16 protein-coding genes and 1 tRNA gene are annotated in these 16647 nt (G+C 69.7%); 7 read left to right on the top strand and 10 right to left on the bottom strand.

The window, feature by feature from the left end; all coding sequences use genetic code 11:
• Positions 1-269: 269 nt before the first annotated feature.
• The 5 genes from DK254_RS14385 to DK254_RS14365 all read right to left on the bottom strand — a co-directional run bounded on the left by DK254_RS14385 (position 270) and on the right by DK254_RS14365 (position 7058).
• Positions 270-1199 (bottom strand): chemotaxis protein CheV, encoded by a 930-nt coding sequence (locus DK254_RS14385; protein ID WP_109934299.1) that lies wholly within the window; start codon positions 1197-1199, stop codon positions 270-272.
• Positions 1200-1314: 115 nt separating this feature from the next.
• On the bottom strand, positions 1315-2208 hold the full coding sequence (gene yegS / locus DK254_RS14380) for a lipid kinase YegS (protein WP_109934298.1): 894 nt from the start codon (positions 2206-2208) through the stop codon (positions 1315-1317).
• Between the two features lie 59 nt (positions 2209-2267).
• Complete coding sequence (locus DK254_RS14375; RefSeq protein ID WP_109934297.1) at positions 2268-3830, bottom strand: FGGY-family carbohydrate kinase; 1563 nt, start codon at positions 3828-3830, stop codon at positions 2268-2270.
• Positions 3831-3871: 41 nt separating this feature from the next.
• Positions 3872-5458, bottom strand: a complete 1587-nt coding sequence (locus tag DK254_RS14370) for a glycerol-3-phosphate dehydrogenase/oxidase (protein WP_109934296.1) — start codon at positions 5456-5458, stop codon at positions 3872-3874.
• Between the two features lie 4 nt (positions 5459-5462).
• A complete protein-coding gene (locus tag DK254_RS14365; RefSeq protein WP_109934295.1) occupies positions 5463-7058 on the bottom strand; it encodes an FAD-binding oxidoreductase in 1596 nt (531 codons plus the stop codon).
• Between the two features lie 124 nt (positions 7059-7182).
• Here DK254_RS14365 and DK254_RS14360 point away from each other — a divergent pair, with 124 nt between their 5' ends.
• Complete coding sequence (locus DK254_RS14360) at positions 7183-8211, top strand: AraC family transcriptional regulator (protein ID WP_109934294.1); 1029 nt, start codon at positions 7183-7185, stop codon at positions 8209-8211.
• A 152-nt stretch (positions 8212-8363) separates the two neighbouring features.
• On the opposite strand, the gene glp is transcribed toward DK254_RS14360, so the two are convergent.
• Together glp and moaB are read right to left on the bottom strand one after the other, a co-directional pair.
• A complete protein-coding gene (glp, locus tag DK254_RS14355) occupies positions 8364-9578 on the bottom strand; it encodes a gephyrin-like molybdotransferase Glp (protein WP_109934293.1) in 1215 nt (404 codons plus the stop codon).
• Positions 9575-10114: a molybdenum cofactor biosynthesis protein B gene (moaB, locus tag DK254_RS14350; protein WP_109934292.1), complete on the bottom strand. Its 540-nt coding sequence runs from the start codon at positions 10112-10114 to the stop codon at positions 9575-9577. Before moaB ends, glp begins: the two co-directional genes overlap by 4 nt.
• A 69-nt stretch (positions 10115-10183) precedes the next feature.
• Between moaB and mobA the strand changes: the two genes are divergently transcribed.
• From mobA to DK254_RS14335, 3 genes are all read left to right on the top strand, one after another.
• The gene (gene mobA / locus DK254_RS14345; protein ID WP_109934291.1) at positions 10184-10771 is read left to right on the top strand and encodes a molybdenum cofactor guanylyltransferase MobA; all 588 of its coding nucleotides are present in this window, start codon (positions 10184-10186) and stop codon (positions 10769-10771) included.
• 101 nt (positions 10772-10872) lie between these two features.
• Positions 10873-11094, top strand: a complete 222-nt coding sequence (locus DK254_RS14340; protein ID WP_009621327.1) for a YgdI/YgdR family lipoprotein — start codon at positions 10873-10875, stop codon at positions 11092-11094.
• 147 nt (positions 11095-11241) lie between these two features.
• Positions 11242-11318, top strand: a tRNA-Pro gene (locus DK254_RS14335).
• Between the two features lie 248 nt (positions 11319-11566).
• Here the strand turns inward: DK254_RS14335 and DK254_RS14330 are convergent.
• The 3 genes from DK254_RS14330 to DK254_RS14320 all read right to left on the bottom strand — a co-directional run bounded on the left by DK254_RS14330 (position 11567) and on the right by DK254_RS14320 (position 13343).
• Positions 11567-12442 (bottom strand): NAD(P)-dependent oxidoreductase, encoded by an 876-nt coding sequence (locus DK254_RS14330; RefSeq protein ID WP_109934290.1) that lies wholly within the window; start codon positions 12440-12442, stop codon positions 11567-11569.
• Positions 12443-12522: 80 nt separating this feature from the next.
• A complete protein-coding gene (locus DK254_RS14325; protein WP_109934289.1) occupies positions 12523-12762 on the bottom strand; it encodes a glutaredoxin family protein in 240 nt (79 codons plus the stop codon).
• A gap of 14 nt (positions 12763-12776) precedes the next feature.
• Positions 12777-13343, bottom strand: a complete 567-nt coding sequence (locus tag DK254_RS14320; RefSeq protein ID WP_109934288.1) for a TetR/AcrR family transcriptional regulator — start codon at positions 13341-13343, stop codon at positions 12777-12779.
• 155 nt (positions 13344-13498) lie between these two features.
• Here DK254_RS14320 and DK254_RS14315 point away from each other — a divergent pair, with 155 nt between their 5' ends.
• From DK254_RS14315 to DK254_RS14305, 3 genes are all read left to right on the top strand, one after another.
• On the top strand, positions 13499-14095 hold the full coding sequence (locus DK254_RS14315) for a glutathione S-transferase family protein (protein WP_109934287.1): 597 nt from the start codon (positions 13499-13501) through the stop codon (positions 14093-14095).
• 23 nt (positions 14096-14118) lie between these two features.
• Positions 14119-14985, top strand: a complete 867-nt coding sequence (locus DK254_RS14310; protein ID WP_109934286.1) for an MBL fold metallo-hydrolase — start codon at positions 14119-14121, stop codon at positions 14983-14985.
• Positions 14986-15158: 173 nt separating this feature from the next.
• Positions 15159-16442 (top strand): OprD family porin, encoded by a 1284-nt coding sequence (locus DK254_RS14305; RefSeq protein WP_109934285.1) that lies wholly within the window; start codon positions 15159-15161, stop codon positions 16440-16442.
• Positions 16443-16647 lie beyond the last annotated feature (205 nt).

Raw genomic sequence — 16647 nt, 5'->3', positions numbered from 1 at the left:
GGGCGCATAACGCCTACGGCGTTATCCGCCGCCGCCGGGTACCGGTGCGCCAGCGAGCGGCGGATAACCGCGAACGGTTATTCGCCCTACGGTCGAGCACGGTCGTAGGAGACTCCGTCCGCGATTGAACCCGCCAGCCGCGCCGGACCATCCCGTAGGGCGCATAACGCCTACGGCGTTATCCGCCGCGGCCGTCGGGCACCGGCGTCCCGGCCGACGGCGGATAACCGCGAACGGTTATTCGCCCTACGGTTGGACAGGGTCGCGGCTCAGGCCGGCAGCTTCTCCAGGCACCGGCGGATCACGTCCACCAGCAGGTCCGGCTGGAACTTGGAGAGGAAGTCGTCGCAGCCCACCTTGCGCACCATGGCCTCGTTGAAGCTGCCCGACAGCGAGGTGTGCAGCACCACGTAGAGCCCGGCCAGGCGCGGGTCGTTGCGGATCTCGGTGGTCAGGCGGTAGCCATCCATCTCCGGCATCTCGGCGTCGGTGAAGACCATCAGCAGCTTCTCCTCCACGTCCTCGCCGGCGTTGGCCCAGGCCTGCAGCTGGCGCAGCGCGCGCAGGCCGTCGGTGGCCACGTGCAGTTTCAGGCCGAGCTGGCCGAGGGTGTCGCGCAACTGGGCCACGGCGACGCTGGAGTCGTCCACCACCAGCACCTCGCGGCCACTGGTCTGCGCCAGCAGGTCGTGGTCCAGGCGCTCGGCGGAGACGCGGGTGTTCATCGGCACTATCTCGGCCAGCACCTTCTCCACGTCGATGATTTCCACCAGGCGCTCGTCGACGCGGGTGATGGCGGTCAGGTAGTGCTGGCGCCCGGCGCCCCCGGGCGGCGGCTGCACCGCCTCCCAGTTGAGGTTGAGGATGCGTTCCACGCCGCCGACCAGGAAGGCCTGCACCGAGCGGTTGTACTCGGTGACGATGATGGTGCTGCGCTCCTCGGGGCGCAGCGGGCGCATGCCGATGGCGTGAGACAGGTCGATTACCGGCAGGGTCTGGCCGCGCAGGTTGATCACCCCGCAGATCATCGGGTGGCGCTGCGGGATCAGCGTCAGGCGCGGCAGCTGCAGCACCTCCTGGACCTTGAATACGTTGATGGCGAACTGCTGCCGGCCGGCCAGGCGGAACACCAGGATCTCCAGGCGGTTCTGCCCCACCAGTCGGGTGCGTTGATCGACGCTGTCGAGAATGCCGGCCATGGGGGCTCCTGAAATCGGGATGAATAGCGTAGGGCTATCGGCCAGAATTCCGGCGACGAAATACTGGCGCTACGCCATCATGCCTTAGAAGCCCGTCCCGGGCCAGCCCCGGCGATCAGTCGCCGAGCAGCGGCGAATCCGCCGGCAGGTGCAGGCGCAGCGCCGCCGGGCGTACCTCGAAGCGTGCCCGGCGGGCTTCCAGGGGCTCGCCGTCGAGGTTGATCGCCAGGCCCTCGCCGGCCTCCAGTTCGAGCCACGGCAGGCGCGCGCGGACGAACAGCTCCTGCAGCCCGCCACCACTGCCGAGCAGCGTTCCCAGGGCCGACAGCATGTCGCCCGGCGCCGGCAGGATGCTGACGTCCAGCAGCCCGTCGTCGGCCAGGGCCTGGACGCACAGCGGGTGGCCGCCGCCGGCCTGGCGGCCGTTGCCGATGCCCAGGGCGAGGAACTCGCCCTGCCAGTCGAAGCCCGGGCCGCGGAAACGGCCCTGGGCCGAGTGCACCTCGGAGAAGCGGCTGATCCCGGTCAGCAGGTAGGCCGCGCCGCCCAGGGCCTTCTTCAGGTCCTCGGAGGTGTTGGCGGTGACCGTGGAGCCGAAGCCGCCGGTGGCCATATTGAGGAAGATGCGCCCCTGGACCTCGCCCAGGTCGATGGGCCGCGCCGCGCCCTCCAGCAGCCCCAGGGCCGCGTCCGGCTCCAGCGGGATGCCGGCGGCGCGGGCGAAGTCGTTGGCCGTGCCCAGCGGCAGCAACGCCAGGCTGGCCGGTGCGCCGGCGCGGTACAGCGCCTCAGCCACGGCCCGCGCGGTGCCGTCGCCACCGCCGGCGACCAGCGTCGGGTAGCCGGCCGCCAGCGCCTCGCCGACCAGGCGCTCGGCGTCGCCTTCCTCCCAGGTGACCCGCACGTCCAGCCGCCAGCCGGCCTCGCGGCGCGCCAGCACCGCCGCGCGCACGACGTCGTTGGCCGCCTGCTTGCCGTGCAGGATGAGCATTGCCTCGGGTTTCGCCATGGTCCCTCTCCCCTTATCGAAATCCATTCACTATGGACCAACCAACCGGGGAGCGAAGTTCAGGCCGGGTAGCCGGTGATCTCGCGGATGCTCCGGTACAGCGGCCGGAGTTGCCGGTACATGCGCTGGTAGACCTCGCGGTACAGCCGCTCGTAGGTGCGCTGCGCCTGCGGGCGCGGCTGGAATACCTGGCCGACGCGGGTCATGGCGGCGATGGCGCTGGCGAAGTCCGGGTACAGCCCCAGCCCCACCGCGCAGTCGATGGCCGCGCCCAGGCCGGAGGCCTCGTAGACGTGCGGGCGCTCCGCCGGCAGGCCGAAGATGTCGGCGGTCAGCTGCATGGCGGCGTCGCTCTGGGAGCCGCCGCCGGCCACGCGCAGGCGCTCGATGCGGGTGCCGGAGCGCTTCTCGATGCGCTCCTTGCCCTGGCGCAGGGCGTAGGCCAGGCCTTCGAGGATGGCGCGGTACAGGTGCGCGCGGGTGTGCACGTCGCCGAAGCCGATCACCGCGCCCTTGGCCTCCAGCCCCGGCTCGCGGATGCCCGGCGTCCAGTAGGGCTGCAGCATCAGGCCCATGGAGCCGGGCGGCACCTGCTCGACCAGTTCGTCGAACAGCTTCTCCGGTTCCACGCCTAGCTCGGCGGCGCGCTGCATCTCGCGCAGGCCGAACTCGCGCTTGAACCAGCTGACCATCCAGAAGCCGCGGTAGATCATGACCTCGGTGTTGAAGTGGTCGGGGATCGCCGCCGGGTACGGCGGGATCAGCGGGATGGTCTCCAGGTAGCGCGGGCGGGTGGTGTTGATGGTCGCGGTGGTGCCGTAGGACAGGCAGGCCACGCTGGGCTCGATGGCCCCGGCGCCGAGCACCTCGCAGGCCTTGTCGGCGCCGGCGGCGATCAGCGGCAGGCCCTCGGGGATGCCGGTGTGGCGGCTGGCCTCGGCGCTGATCTCGCCGAGCTTTTCACCCGGCTTGAACAGCTGCGGCAACTGCTCCTGGCGCACCTTCACCGCCTGCCATTTCCAGTCGCGCGGGGCGGCCCATTTAAGACGTTTGTAGTCGAACGGCAGGTAGGCCACGCTGCACGCCAGGGAATCGACGAAGCGCCCGCACAGGCGGTGAGTGAGAAAACCCGACAGCAGCAGTACCTTGTGCGTGGCCACGTGCAGCTGCGGCTGCTGCTGCGCCACCCAGTTGACCTCGGCCTGGCTGCGGAAGTAGTCCACCGCGCCCTCGGCGCCAGCCAGCTTGAACAACCAGCCCCAGGGCCCCTTGATGCGCCCCTCGACCTCGGCGCGGCGCTGGTCCAGCCAGAGGATCGCCGGGCGCAGCGGCTTGCCCTGCTCGTCCACGTGGATCACGGTGCCGCGCTGGGTGGTCAGCGACACGCCGCGGATCAGGCTGCGGTCGACGCCGGTCTGCGCCCAGAGCAACTGGCAGGCCTCGCCGAGCCTGGCCCAGTAGTACTCCGGGTCCTGCTCGGCCCAGCCGGGCTGGGTCGAATAGTAGGCCTCCAGCTCCACCTTGCCCTTGCCCACCAGGTTGCCGGCAAGGTCGAAGAGCAGCACGCGCACGCTCTGGGTGCCGTTGTCGATGGCCAGCAGGTAGCTCTTGTCGTTATCCATTGCGCGCTCTCGGTCTTCTTGTGGCTTGCCGCTCGTGGCTCTCAGCTACCCGCCGGGGCCGGCAGGCTGTAGCAGCGCCGCCAGAGGTCCAGGTAGGCACGTTCTTCTTCGCTCCAGCGGGCGTCGTCCCAGCCCAGGCGTGCCTGGCACAGCGCGCGGATGGCCGGCAGCTCGGCGGCGCCGCCGTGCGCCAGCAGCAGGCCCAGGCGCGTGCGGCGCAGCAGCAGGTCGTCCAGGTGCAGCACCAGTTCGCCTTCGGCGGCCCAGGCCAGCTCGGCCCACAGGCAGTCGCTGTCGCCCACCCGGCCGTTGCCGATTTGCGCCAGCAGCCCGGCCAGCTGCGCCAGGTTGCGCCCGTGGCGGCCGGCCAGGCGCCGCCGTTGCTGCGGCCCCAGGCCCGGCAGGTCGACTTCGGGGGTTGCGGCGAAGATCGGCTCGGGGCTGTCTTCCAGCGTCTTGCCGAGCATGGGCGCGCAGGCCCGCAGCACTTCCAGGGCCAGCAGGCGGAAGGTGGTGAGCTTGCCGCCGGCCAGGGTCACGCAGCCGGGTTCGCTCCACAGGGCGTGTTCGCGCTTCTCGTCCGAGGGCTTCTTCTGCTGCGCGGCGCCGCTGGCGACCACCGGGCGCACGCCGGCCCAGGTCGAGCGCACGTCGGCCTCGCCGATACGGGCGGCGGGAAACTGCTGCGCGCAGGCCTCCAGCAGGTAGTCCAGCTCCGCGCGGCTGATGCGGGCGTCGCCGTCCAGGCCGTCGCCATGGTCCAGGTCGGTGGTGCCGACCACGGTGGCGCCTTCCCAGGGGAAGACGAACACCGGGCGCTTGTCCGCCCGGTGCATGAAGCTGAAGGCATGGGCCACCGGCAGGCGCCAGGCCGGCAGCAGCAGGTGGCTGCCGCGCAGGGGGCGGATGTGCTCGTCGCCCTCCATCCGGCGCAACCGGTCGGCCCAGGCGCCGGTGGCCAGCGCCACCGCGCCGGCGCGGAAGGCGAAGCGCCCCGCGCCTTCGCGGTCCTCCGCCAGCAGGCCGGTGACCCGCCCGCCGTCGCGACGCAGCTCCAGCACGCGCAGGCCGTTGAGGGCCTCGCCGCCGTCGGCGCGGGCCTCGTCCAGTACGCGCATGACCAGCCGGGCGTCGTCCACCACCGCATCGGCGAAGCGCGTGCCGCCCAGCAGGCCTTCCTCCTTCAGTCCCGGCGCCAGGTAGCGCAGTTGCTGCAGCGGGTAGTAGAGGTGGTTGCGCTTGCCGGCCAGGGCGTCGTACACGGCCAGCAGGCCGCCGAACACCTTCGGCCCGGGGAAGCCGCCGCGGTAGTGCGGCATGATGAAGCTCAGCGGCTCCACCAGCCCCGGCGCCTCGCCGAGCAGGCGCTGGCGCTCGCGCACCGAGTCGCGGGTCAGGCCGACCTGGCCCTTGGCGATGTAGCGCAGGCCGCCGTGGACCATCTTCGAGGAACGGCTGGAGGTGCCCCAGGCGAAGTCGCGCTGTTCCAGCAGCAGGCAGCGCCAGCCGCGCCGCGCGGCCTCGCGGAGGATGCCGGCGCCGGTGATGCCGCCGCCGACCACGATCAGGTCCCAGTCGCGCCCGGCCAGTTCGGCCAGTGCCTGCCTGCGCCAGGCGGCGTTCCACATGGCGTCAGTCCTGCAGCAGGCTGCCGGGGTTGAGCCGGCCGGCGGGGTCGAAATGGCTGGCCAGGGCCCGCAGGGTGGCCATGCCCAGCTCGCCCTTCTCCACCGCCAGGTAGGGCGCGTGGTCGCGGCCCACGCCGTGCTGGTGGCTGATGGTGCCGCGGTTGTCGACGATCGTCCGGCTGGCGGCGTCCTTGAGCCGGCGCCAGCGTTCGAGGGTGGCGGCGTAGCTGGCCGCGGGGCGGAACACGTAGGTGGTGTAGATGCTGGAGCCTTCGCCGTAGACGTGGGACAGGTGGGTGAACACGTGCACCCGCTCGCCTTCCGCCGCCAGGCCGTCGCGCAGGCTGGCCTCGATGCGCTGCATGAGGTTGTCGACGTTGCTCCAGTCGGTGGCGGTCTCCAGGGTGTCCACCACGTAGCCGGCCTGCCAGAGCGTTTCGCGCAAATAGGGCGAGCGGAAGCGGCTGGCCTCCCACTTGCGCCCCAGCAGGGTGCCGGTGAACACCCCGCCGAAGCCCTTCAGCAGGCGCCGCGCGAGCTTCAGCGAGGCGGCGTTCTGCGCGCGGCTGCCGGTGACGCCGAAGGTCAGCATGCACTTGCCCTCGCCCGCCCCGCGCCACTTCAGGTAGCGCTCCAGCCAGGCGATCTGCCCGGGGTGCCCGGCGAGGGTCAGCTGGGTGCGGGTTTCCACGGCATTGGACAGGCGCAGCATGGACAGTTGCACCCGTGCCTGGGCCAGGTCGCGGATGGCCGCCAGGCCCTGTTCCCAGGACGGCAGGAAGACCACGTAGAAGCGTTCCTGCTCGGCCAGCCGCGAGACGCGCACCTTCACCGAGGAGAGGATGCCGAAGCGGCCTTCCGAGCCCAGCACCAGCTCGCGCAGGTCGGGGCCGGCGGACGAGGCCGGGAAGGTGGGGATGTCCAGCGGCCCGGCGAAGGTCTCCAGGGTGCCGCCGGCGAATAGCTGCTCGATGCGCCCATAGCGCAGCGACTGCTGGCCGCTGGAGCGGCTGGCCACCCAGCCGCCGAGGGTCGAGAGCTCCCAGGACTGCGGGAAGTGGCCGAGGGTGTAGCCGCGGGCGCGCAGCTGGCTTTCCACCTGCGGGCCGTTGGCGCCGGGGCCGAAGGTGGCCACCAGGCTCTCCTCGTCCAGCTCCAGCAGACGGTTCATGTGCGCCAGGGAGACGGTCAGCACCGGCTTGTCGGCGGCCGGCGGGTTGATGTGCCCGGCCACCGAGGTGCCGCCGCCGTAGGGGATCAGCAGGCAGTCGGTGGCCTGGGCATGGCGCAGCAGTTCGCGGATCTGCTCGGCGCTCTGCGGGTAGGCCACGCCGTCGGGGAAGCGGCCGAACTCGCCCTCGCGCATGGCCAGCCAGTCGGCCAGGCTCTGGCCGCGGGCGTGCAGCAGGCGGTCCATGGGCTCGCGCAGCACCAGCGGGTGGTCGGCCAGGCGCGAGGCCGGCACCCTGGCCAGCACGCTGTCGAGGCTGGCGTCGGGCAGCGCGAGGCCAGGGCCGATCTGCTCGGCGAGAAAGGCGCGGCCCGAGCCGGGCAGCTCCATCGAAGTGCTTTCCTCACCCCAGCCATTCCAGCGTCGCATGCCTGCCGTGCTCCTGTTCCGATCGCTTGCAATGGCTGCCTATACTAGTGCGCCGCCCGAGCCTGTCACTGTCGGATCGGGCCAGCGCCTGTCGCCAATAGAGCCACCAGAACAAGAGCGCCCCATGCACGCCCTCGGCTACACCTCCGTACCCGCCCTGCTCAAGTACCTGCGCCAGGCCGAGCACCTCGGCCTGGACGTCGACGCCGGCCTGCAGGCCGCCGGCCTCACCCGCGCGCAGCTGGCCGACAACAGCCAGCGCCTGCCCAGCGAGGCCCACGAGCGCCTGCTGGGGCATTTCTGCGAACACGCCGACGACCCGCTGTTCGGCCTGCACGCCGCGCGCTTCGTGCAGCCGGGCTCGTGGAGCGTGCTCGGCTACATCACCATGAACTGCGCCACCCTGGGCGAGGCGATGAACCGCATCATCCCCTACGAGAAGCTGGTGGGGGACATGGGCGTGAGCCGCGTCGAGCCGGGCGACGGTCACGTGCGCCTGGTCTGGAGCTGCCGCCACCAGGCCGCCGACATCCGCCGCCACATGGTGGAGAACGTGCTGGCCTCCTGGCTGCTGTACGCACGCTGGATCGCCGACTTCGAAGGCTCGCCCGAGGAGGTCTGGTTCGAACACCCGCAGCCGGCCGGCACCGACCTGGCCGAATACGAGCGGCTGTTCGGCTGCCCGGTGCGCTTCGAAAAGCCCTGCAGCGCCCTGCTGGTGCCCCTGCCGCTGCTGGCCTTCCCGCTGCGCCAGGCCGACGCCAACCTGCTGCGCACCCTGGAAGAGCACGCCCTGGCCATGATGGCCGAGCTGGACGACGACGAGCCGTTGCCGCTGCGGGTGAAGAACGCCCTGCGCCTGCTGATGAAGGACGGCCTACCGCGCAAGGAGCGCGTCGCCGAACGCTTCGAGATGACCGTGCGCACCCTGCAACGCCACCTGCAGCAGGCCGGCACCAGCTACCAGCAGATACTCGACACGCTGCGCCAGGAGCTGGCCGAGCACTACCTGCTGCACAGCGACCTGCAGATCCAGGACATCGCCCAGTACCTGGGCTTCACCGAGTCGCGCTCCTTCCACCGCAGCTTCAAGGGCTGGACCGGGGAAACGCCGGGGGAATACCGCCAGCGCCACCGGCCGGCGGCGGGGTGAACGGATTTCGTCGGCGCACCCCATGGGCACGATTCGCCGACAGGTGCCGGGAGGCACGATCCCCTGTAGGAGCGCGCCCTGCGCGCGAATCGCGGGCAGGGCCCGCTCCTACATTGCAGGCGAGCACGGCTCAGCCGGCAAGGCAGTTGCACCTACAACAACACCTCGCTGAGCGGGATGAAGGGCACCGTCTCGCCCTCTTCCAGCGTCCGCCCCTCGCGCACTTCCACCAGGCCGTCGGCCCAGGCGGCGCTGCGCAGCACGCCGGAGCTCTGGTTCGGGTAGATCAGCGCACGGCCGTTCTCCAGCCGCGCGCGCAGGTATTCGCGGCGGTTGCCGGCGTGCTTCCAGGCGAAGCCGGCGGGCACCTCGAAGCGCAGCGGCATCACCGCCTCCACACCCAGGCGACGCAGCAGGTAGGGGCGCGCCAGCAGGGCGAAGGTGACCAGGGTAGAGGCCGGGTTGCCCGGCAGGCCGATCACCGGAGTCCCCTGGTAGTGGCCCACGGTCAGCGGCTTGCCCGGCTTGATCGCCAGCTTCCACAGCGCCAGCTCGCCGGCCTCGCGCAGGGCCGCGCCGAGGAAGTCGGCCTCGCCCACGGAAACGCCGCCGGTGGTCAGGATCAGGTCGGCGTCGCCCAAGGAGCCGAGCACTTCGCGGGTCTTCGCCAGGTCGTCGGGGAGGATGCCGGCATCCCGCACCTCACAGCCGGAACGCAGCAGCCAGGCCTTCAGCACGGCGCGGTTGCTGTTGTAGATCTGCCCGGTGCGCAGCGGCTGGCCCGGCTCCACCAGCTCGTCGCCGGTGGACAGCAGCGCCACCCGCGGCTTGCGCCGCACGTTCAGCACGGCCTGGCCAAGCGAGGCGGCCAGGCCCAGCTCGATGGCGCCCAGGCGCGTGCCCGCCGGCAGCACCTGGTCGCCCTGGCGGGTCTCCTGGCCCTGCGGGCGGATGTGCTGGCCGAAGCGCAGCGCTTCGAGGAAGCGCACGCGGCCGTCTTCCAGCACCTCGACGTTCTCCTGCATCTCCACGCAATCCGCGCCATGGGGCACGGGCGCGCCGGTGAAGATGCGCGCGCAGGTGCCTGCCTGCAGCGGCTCGGGGGCGACGCCGGCAAAAATCTTCTGGCTCACCACCAGGGGCTCGCCCTGCCAGTCGGCCAGGCGCAGCGCGTAGCCGTCCATGGCGCTATTGTCCCAGGGCGGCAGGTCGAAACCGGACAGCAGCGGCGCTGCCAGCACGCGGCCCTCGGCCTCGGCCAGGGGAACCTGCTCGATTTCCTCGATCGGCGCCTGGGCCGCCAGCGCCATCAGTTGCGCCAGGGCCTCCTCGACCGGCAGCAGGCCGGGCTTGTCGCAGCAGCTCATCCGCGGCTCTCGCAGGGCGCGGCCTGCTTCAGGTGCGGCACGAAGTTGCACGGGCGGTGGCGGGCGTCCAGCTGCTCGGCGAGGATGCCGTCCCAGGCGGTGCGGCAGGCATTGGTGGAGCCCGGCAGGCAGCACACCAGGGTGCCGTTGGCCAGCCCGGCCAGGGCGCGGGACTGCACGGTGGAAGTGCCGATGTCGGCCACCGAGATCTGCCGGAACAGCTCGCCGAAGCCGTCCACCACCTTGTCCAGCAGGCAGGCCACCGCCTCCGGGGTGCTGTCGCGGCCGGTGAAGCCGGTGCCGCCGGTGACCAGCACCACCTGCACCTGCTCCTCGGCGATCCAGGTGGCGACCTGGGCGCGGATGCGGTAGAGGTCGTCCTTCAGCAACACCCGCGCGGCCAGGTTGTGGCCGGCGGCGCTCAGACGGTCGACGAACAGCTGGCCGGAGGTGTCGGTCTCCAGGGTGCGAGTGTCGCTGACGGTGAGCACGGCGATGTTCAGCGGGACGAATTCGGGCGTGGCCAGGTGGCTCATGGACGGTGTCCTTGCTTGAGAGACGGGGATGCCGGTGTTATATCACAGGCCCGTTCCGGAGACCTCGCCATGCCTGACACCACCCTGCCGCCCTGTTCCGTCCTGCTGCTCGCCGGGGGCCGCGGCCAGCGCATGGGGGGGCGCGACAAGGGCCTGCTGGAATGGCGCGGGCGCCCGTTGATCAGCTACCTGCACGAACGCGTGCGCCCGCTGAGCGACGACCTGATCGTCTCCTGCAACCGCAACGCCGACATCTACCGGGCCTACGCCGACCAGCTGGTGCACGACGACACCCCGGACTACCCCGGCCCGCTCGCCGGCATCCGCGCCGGCCTGCAGGCCGCCCGTCACCCCTGGCTGCTGGTGCTGCCCTGCGACGCCCCGCTGTTCGACGAGGAACTCATCGAGCGCCTGCGCCAGGCCGCCGCCGCGCGACCCGAAGTACCGCACATGCTGCACGACGGCGAGCACTGGGAGCCGCTGTTCTGCATCCTGCCCAAGGCCCTGGCGCCCCAGCTGGAAGCCGCCTGGCAACGCGGCGAGCGCAGCCCGCGCCAGGTCCTGCTGCCCCTGGGGGCGTGCCCGGTGGCCTGCGCCAGGGACGACCCGCGCCTGGCCAACCTGAACTCCCCCGAGCTGCTGAACAGCCCGGGCTAGACGCTCGATCCAGGGTCTTTCGAGAAATGACGGGGAACTTTGCCACTACTCTCCCAGTCGGAAACTCCGAACAAACCTCGATTCGTACAGGAGATATACGAATGATCAATCGCGCGCTCCCAGCTTTCCTGCTCGTCCTGGGCCTTGGCGCACTCGCTGGTTGCTCCAGCCCCAGCGTCATCACCCTGAACGACGGCCGCGAGATCCAGTCCGTCGACACGCCCAAGTACGACGACGACACCGGTTTCTATGAATTCGAACAACTGGACGGCAAACGCGTACGCGTGAACAAGGACCAGGTGCGTACCGTCAAGGATCTCTGATCCCCGACCGCCAGCACCCGGGCGCCCCGCCGGACTCCGAGTCCCGCGGGGCGTCGGCCTTTTCGGGGGGGAAGAAAATATTTCTGAAAAATTTTTCGCTAACCCCTTGTGCATCAAAAGTTTTTCGGTAGAATGCGCGCCATCAAACGGAGCGTAGCGCAGCTTGGTAGCGCGTCTCGTTCGGGACGAGAAGGTCGCTGGTTCGAATCCAGTCGCTCCGACCAATTCCCGAAAAACCCGCCTTAACCGGCGGGTTTTTTATTGCCTGCGATTTTTCCCGGCAGGCATTTCCCCACGCCCAGACGTAGGGCGTATAACCGTTCGCGGTTATACGCCGTTTCACCCAGCTCATGCCCGGCTTCGCGGTTGAACTCGGAACGCCCGGAACGAGGTACTCCGTGACCAAGCCCGAGGCGCGCCTGAGGCCAAGGTCAAACGGCGGATAACGTCGAACGTTATCCGCCCTACGCCCTTACGCCTGCCCGGAGCGGCGCAACGCCACCTGCGCCAGTGCCGCCCAATCCCGCTCGCCGTCGCCCTGGGCCACCGCTTCCAGCAGGTTGTCGCGCAGCACGCTGGCGAACGGCAGCGGCACGTGGCGGCTCTGCCCCGCCGCCAGGGCCAGGCCCACGTCCTTCAGGCCGAGCACCAGGCGGAATGCCGCCGGCTCGTAGCGCTGCTCGGCGATCAGCGCGCCATAGTTGCGGTACACCGGCGCGTTGAACAGGGTGCTGCCCATGATCTCCAGCAGTTGCGCCGGCTCCACGCCGAAGCCCTTGGCCAGGGCCGAGGCCTCGCCCATGGCCTCGATGGCGCTGGCGATCATGAAGTTGCCGGCGATCTTCACCGCCGCCGCGCTCAGGGGGTCGTCGCCCAGCGGCCAGGTCTTCTGGCCCATCAGGTCGAGCAGCGGCTGCACTTCGGCGATGGCCTCGGCGGGGCCCGCGGCGAGGATGTTGAGCTTGCCGGCCTCGGCCACGTCGGTGCGGCCGAACACAGGCGCGGCGATGAAGGCCAGGTCACGCTGGCGGTGGCGCTCGGCCAGCTCGCCGATCAGGGCCACCGACAGCGTGGCCATGCTCAGGTGGATCAGCCCCGGCCGCGCCGAGTCCAGGGCGCCGCTGTCGAGGAGCACCGCGCGGGTCGCGGTGTCGTCGGCGAGCATGGAAATCACCACGTCGGCATCGAAGGCCGCCACCGGGTCGGCCGCCGCCAGGCCGCCCAGGGCCAGCAGCGGCTCCAGCGCCGCCGGCGAACGGTTCCACAGGTGCACCTGGTGGCCGCCGCGGATGAGGTTCGCGGCCATGCCGGCGCCCATGCCGCCAAGGCCGAGGAATCCGATTTTCATAGTGCTGTCTCCAACGAGGGGGTTAGACAGCACAAGACTGACACAGAGCGACGCCGGGCGCAGAGGCGTCGCAGGAACGATCAGCCTCTGAGGAAGGCGGCCACCTGTTCGGCGTCGAACGGCCAGTTCAGCTCCGCCCCAGTGTCGCAACGGCGCAGCACCGGGATGCTGAGGCCGTAGCGCTCGACCCACTCCTCGCGGTCGGCGATGTCGACCAGCTCCACCAGCAGGCCGTGCTCGACGAAAGGCATCAGCAGCGCCTCAGCCACCTCGCACAGGTGGCACCCCAGGGTTCCGAACAGCTGGCATTCAGGGCCCATCGCATCCTCCCCCGTCAATGGCCGGCCTGGCGCAGCAAGGCTTCCGCCACCTCGCGCGCTTCCAGGGCCTGGTCGGCCGGACCGTGCATGTGCGCCATGACCAGCACCCCTTCCAGCAAATATTGCAGCTGCCGCGCCAGCTTGCCCGGCTCATGCACGCCCAGCGCCTCCAGTTGGCGACGGAAGAACGCCTCGATGAAGCCCTTGTGCTCGGCGGCCTGGCGGTGGATCGGGTGCCCGCGGTCATGGAACTCGGCGGCCGCGTGGATGAAGGCGCAACCGCTGAAGCCGTCCTCGTGCAGGTAGCCGTGCAGGTTGTCGAAGACCGCCAGTATGGCCTCGCGCGGAGCCAGGCGCGAGCCGTCGCGGAAGCGGCGCAGGGTGCGCGCGTGGCGTTCCTCCAGGGCAGCCATGATCAGCTCGTCCTTGGACTTGAAGTGCTTGTACAGGGTCATCTTGGCCACCCCGGACTCGGCCAGGATGCGGTCGATGCCCGTGGCGTGGTAGCCCTCGCGGTAGAACAGGTCGAGGGCGGTATTGAGCAACTGCTCGCGCTTGCTGGAAGCCTTGCTGGACGTCATGGGCACCTCCTGGGCGGTCATTATGCGCGAGGCGCCGGCGCTCTTGAACTGGCGGGCACCGGGAGAGGCGTATTTCGAGCTTGAACTATACAGACTTGTCTGTCTACTATCTGCCGGAGCCGTTCCCGACAACAACACCCAGCAGGAACACCGCCATGAAACTGCACGACATCCCGCTCTCCGGAAATGCCTACAAGGTCCGCCTGTTCCTCAGCCTGATCGGCCAGAGCGCCGACCTGGTCAACGTCGACCTGCGCAGCGGCGTGCACAAGCGCCCGGCCTTCCTCGCCATCAACCCGCGTGGCCAGGTGCCGGCCCTGGAAGACGGCGACTTCGGCCTGGGCGACTCCCAGGCCATCCTGGTCTACCTGGCGCGCCGCTATGCCGAGCCGTCCTGGTACCCGCTGGACGCCGAGCCCCAGGGGCGCATCGCCCACTGGCTGAGCTTCGCCGCCAACGAGATCCAGCACGGCCCGGCCCAGGCGCGGGTGATCCAGCTGTTCAAGCGCCCCGGCGACCTCGGCGCGGCCCAGGCCAAGGCGCGCCAGGCCCTGGAACTGCTCGACGGGGAACTCTCGCGCCAGCCCTGGCTGGCCCGCACGGCCGGGCCGAGCATCGCCGACATCGCGGTCTATCCCTACGTAGCCCTGGCGCACGAGGGTGGCCTGGAGACCAGCGGCTACCCCCACGTGCAGGCCTGGCAGGAACGCATCCGCGCCCTCCCCGGCTACCTCCCCCTGCCCACCCTCTGAGCCTACGGACCAGGATGCCCGCCATGCGCCTCGCCAGACTCTTCCTCGCCCTGCTGCTGGGGTTCGCCAGCCTGCCCGGCCACGCCGACGGGCTGCGCTTCGCCCTGGTGCGCACCTCCGGGCTCACCACCCTCGACGCCCTGACCCTCGCCGGCGGCGACTGGACGCGCCAGGTGCGCGTCAACCACACCGCGCTGCTCATCCAGCACCACGCGGCCACGCTGCTGTTCGACACCGGCCTGGGCAGCCGGGCGCAGGCGCAGTTCGAGCAGGACATGCCCTGGTGGGACAAGCCGCTGTTTCGCTTCGGCGAGGTGCACCCGGTGCGCGAGCAACTGGCCGGCAGCGGCATCCGCATCGACCGCATCTACCTGTCCCACGCCCACTGGGACCACGCCTCGGCCCTGGTGGACTTCCCCGAGGTGCCGGTGTGGGCACCCTATGCGGAAATCGACTACGCCCACGTCGCCACGCCGCCGGCGGTGTTCCCCAGCGAGTTCAGCGCGGCGACGCCCTGGCGGCCCTACGTGTTCTCGCCCACGCCCTTCCTGGCCTTCGACGAGAGCCTGGACCTGTTCGGCGACGGCAGCCTGGTGCTGGTGCCCATGCCCGGCCATACACCCGGCTCGGTCGGCCTGTTCCTCACCCTGGGCGACGGCCGCCGCTTCTTCTTCAGCGGCGACACCAGCTGGCGCCTGGAAGGCTTCAGCGGCCCGCGGCAGAAGTTCTGGGCCAGCAGCCGCCTGGTGGACCGCGACCGCGAGCAGACCCTGGCGCAGCTGGCGAAGGTCCACGAAATGCTCCTGGCGCACCCGGAAATCACCGTGGTCCCGGCGCACGACGCCCAGGTGCAGGACCGCCTCGGCTACTACCCGCAATGGGTGCAGTGAAAGTCCTTCGGTCAACTCCAGGCAAATCAGCGGGATACCCCGGGCAACAGCGACTAAGGTCTAAGAGTCGGAAAAAGCCTGTAATGATTTAGTAGGCAGGCTGTAACAGATCGACATGCCGGCGTAGTCCAGGCATCACCGAACTGCTCAAAGCGCTCGAGGAGACAATAACAATGAGCAAGACTCCGATCGCCCGTGCCGTGGCCATGGCCACGCTGGGTTCCAGCTGCATCATCCCTGCCCTGGCTCACGCCGATTTCATCTCGGACAGCAAGGCCAGCGTCGAACTGCGCAACTTCTACTTCAACCGCGATTTCCGCACCTCCACCCCGGCCCAGCAGAACAAGGCCGAGGAATGGGCGCAGGGCTTCATCCTGCGCTACGAGTCCGGCTACACCGAGGGCACCATTGGCGTGGGGGTAGACGCCATCGGCATGCTCGGCCTGAAGCTGGATTCCAGTGCGGACCGTACCGGCTCCGGCCTGCTGCCCAAGACCGCCAGCGGCGACGCCGCCGACGACTACAGCAAGCTGGGCATGACCGCCAAGCTGCGCTACGAGAAGAACACCCTGAAGGTCGGTACCCTGATCCCGAAACTGCCGGTCATCATGCCCAACGACAGCCGCCTGCTGCCGCAGGTGTTCCTGGGCGGCGCCTTCAACTCCACCCAGCTCGACGGCCTGACCTTCGACGCCGGCCGCCTGAACCAGACCAACCTGCGTGACTCCTCCGACTACCAGGAGATGACCATCACCGGCGGCGGCAAGAAGAACATCAGCTTCCGCACCGGCACCACCACCAACGAGTTCGACTTCGCCGGCGGCACCTACGCCTGGACCAAGAACTTCAGCACCGGCTACCACTACGGCCAGCTGGAGGACTTCTACAAGCAGCACTTCCTGACCGCGACCTACCTGCTGCCGATCACCGAGGGCCAGTCGCTGAAGACCGACCTGCGCTGGGCCAAGTCCACCGACGACGGCAGCAGCAACGTCGACAACAAGGCGCTCAACGCCATGTTCACCTACAACCTGGGCTACCACGCCTTCGGCGTCGGCTACCAGAAGATGAGCGGCGACACCGGCTTCGCCTACATCAACGGCGCCGACCCCTACCTGGTGAACTTCGTCCAGATCAACGACTTCGCCAACAAGGACGAGAAGTCCTGGCAGGCCCGCTACGACTACAACTTCGCCGGCATCGGCATCCCCGGCCTGACCTTCATGACCCGCTACATCAAGGGCGACAACATCGACCTGCTGACCACCAGCGGGGAAGGCAAGGAATGGGAACGCGACACCGACGTCGCCTACGTCTTCCAGGACGGCGCGCTCAAGGGCTTCGGCGTGAAATGGCGTAACGCGACCACCCGCAGCAACTTCAGCCGCAATACCGCCGCCAGCAACGCCGCGGACGAGAACCGCCTGATCCTCAGCTACACCATGCCGCTGTGGTGACAGTGCGCTGAAGGAAGACACCGCTCCTATGGTTTGAGCCCCGCCACCCGGCGGGGCTTTTTTATGCCCGCGGTATACCTGCTCGACGCAGGGCGGATGACGCCCCAGGCGTTATCCGCCTGATCGCGGACAGAGTCCGCTCCTACAGTTCCCGGCAAGCACGGTCGTAGGAGCAACTGTCTCGCGCCCGCGCCGAGATGCTCTT

Source organism: Pseudomonas sp. RW407 (genome assembly GCF_003176655.1).
Classification (GTDB): Bacteria; Pseudomonadota; Gammaproteobacteria; order Pseudomonadales; family Pseudomonadaceae; genus Pseudomonas; species Pseudomonas delhiensis.
This window is presented reverse-complemented; position numbering and strand designations above follow the sequence as displayed.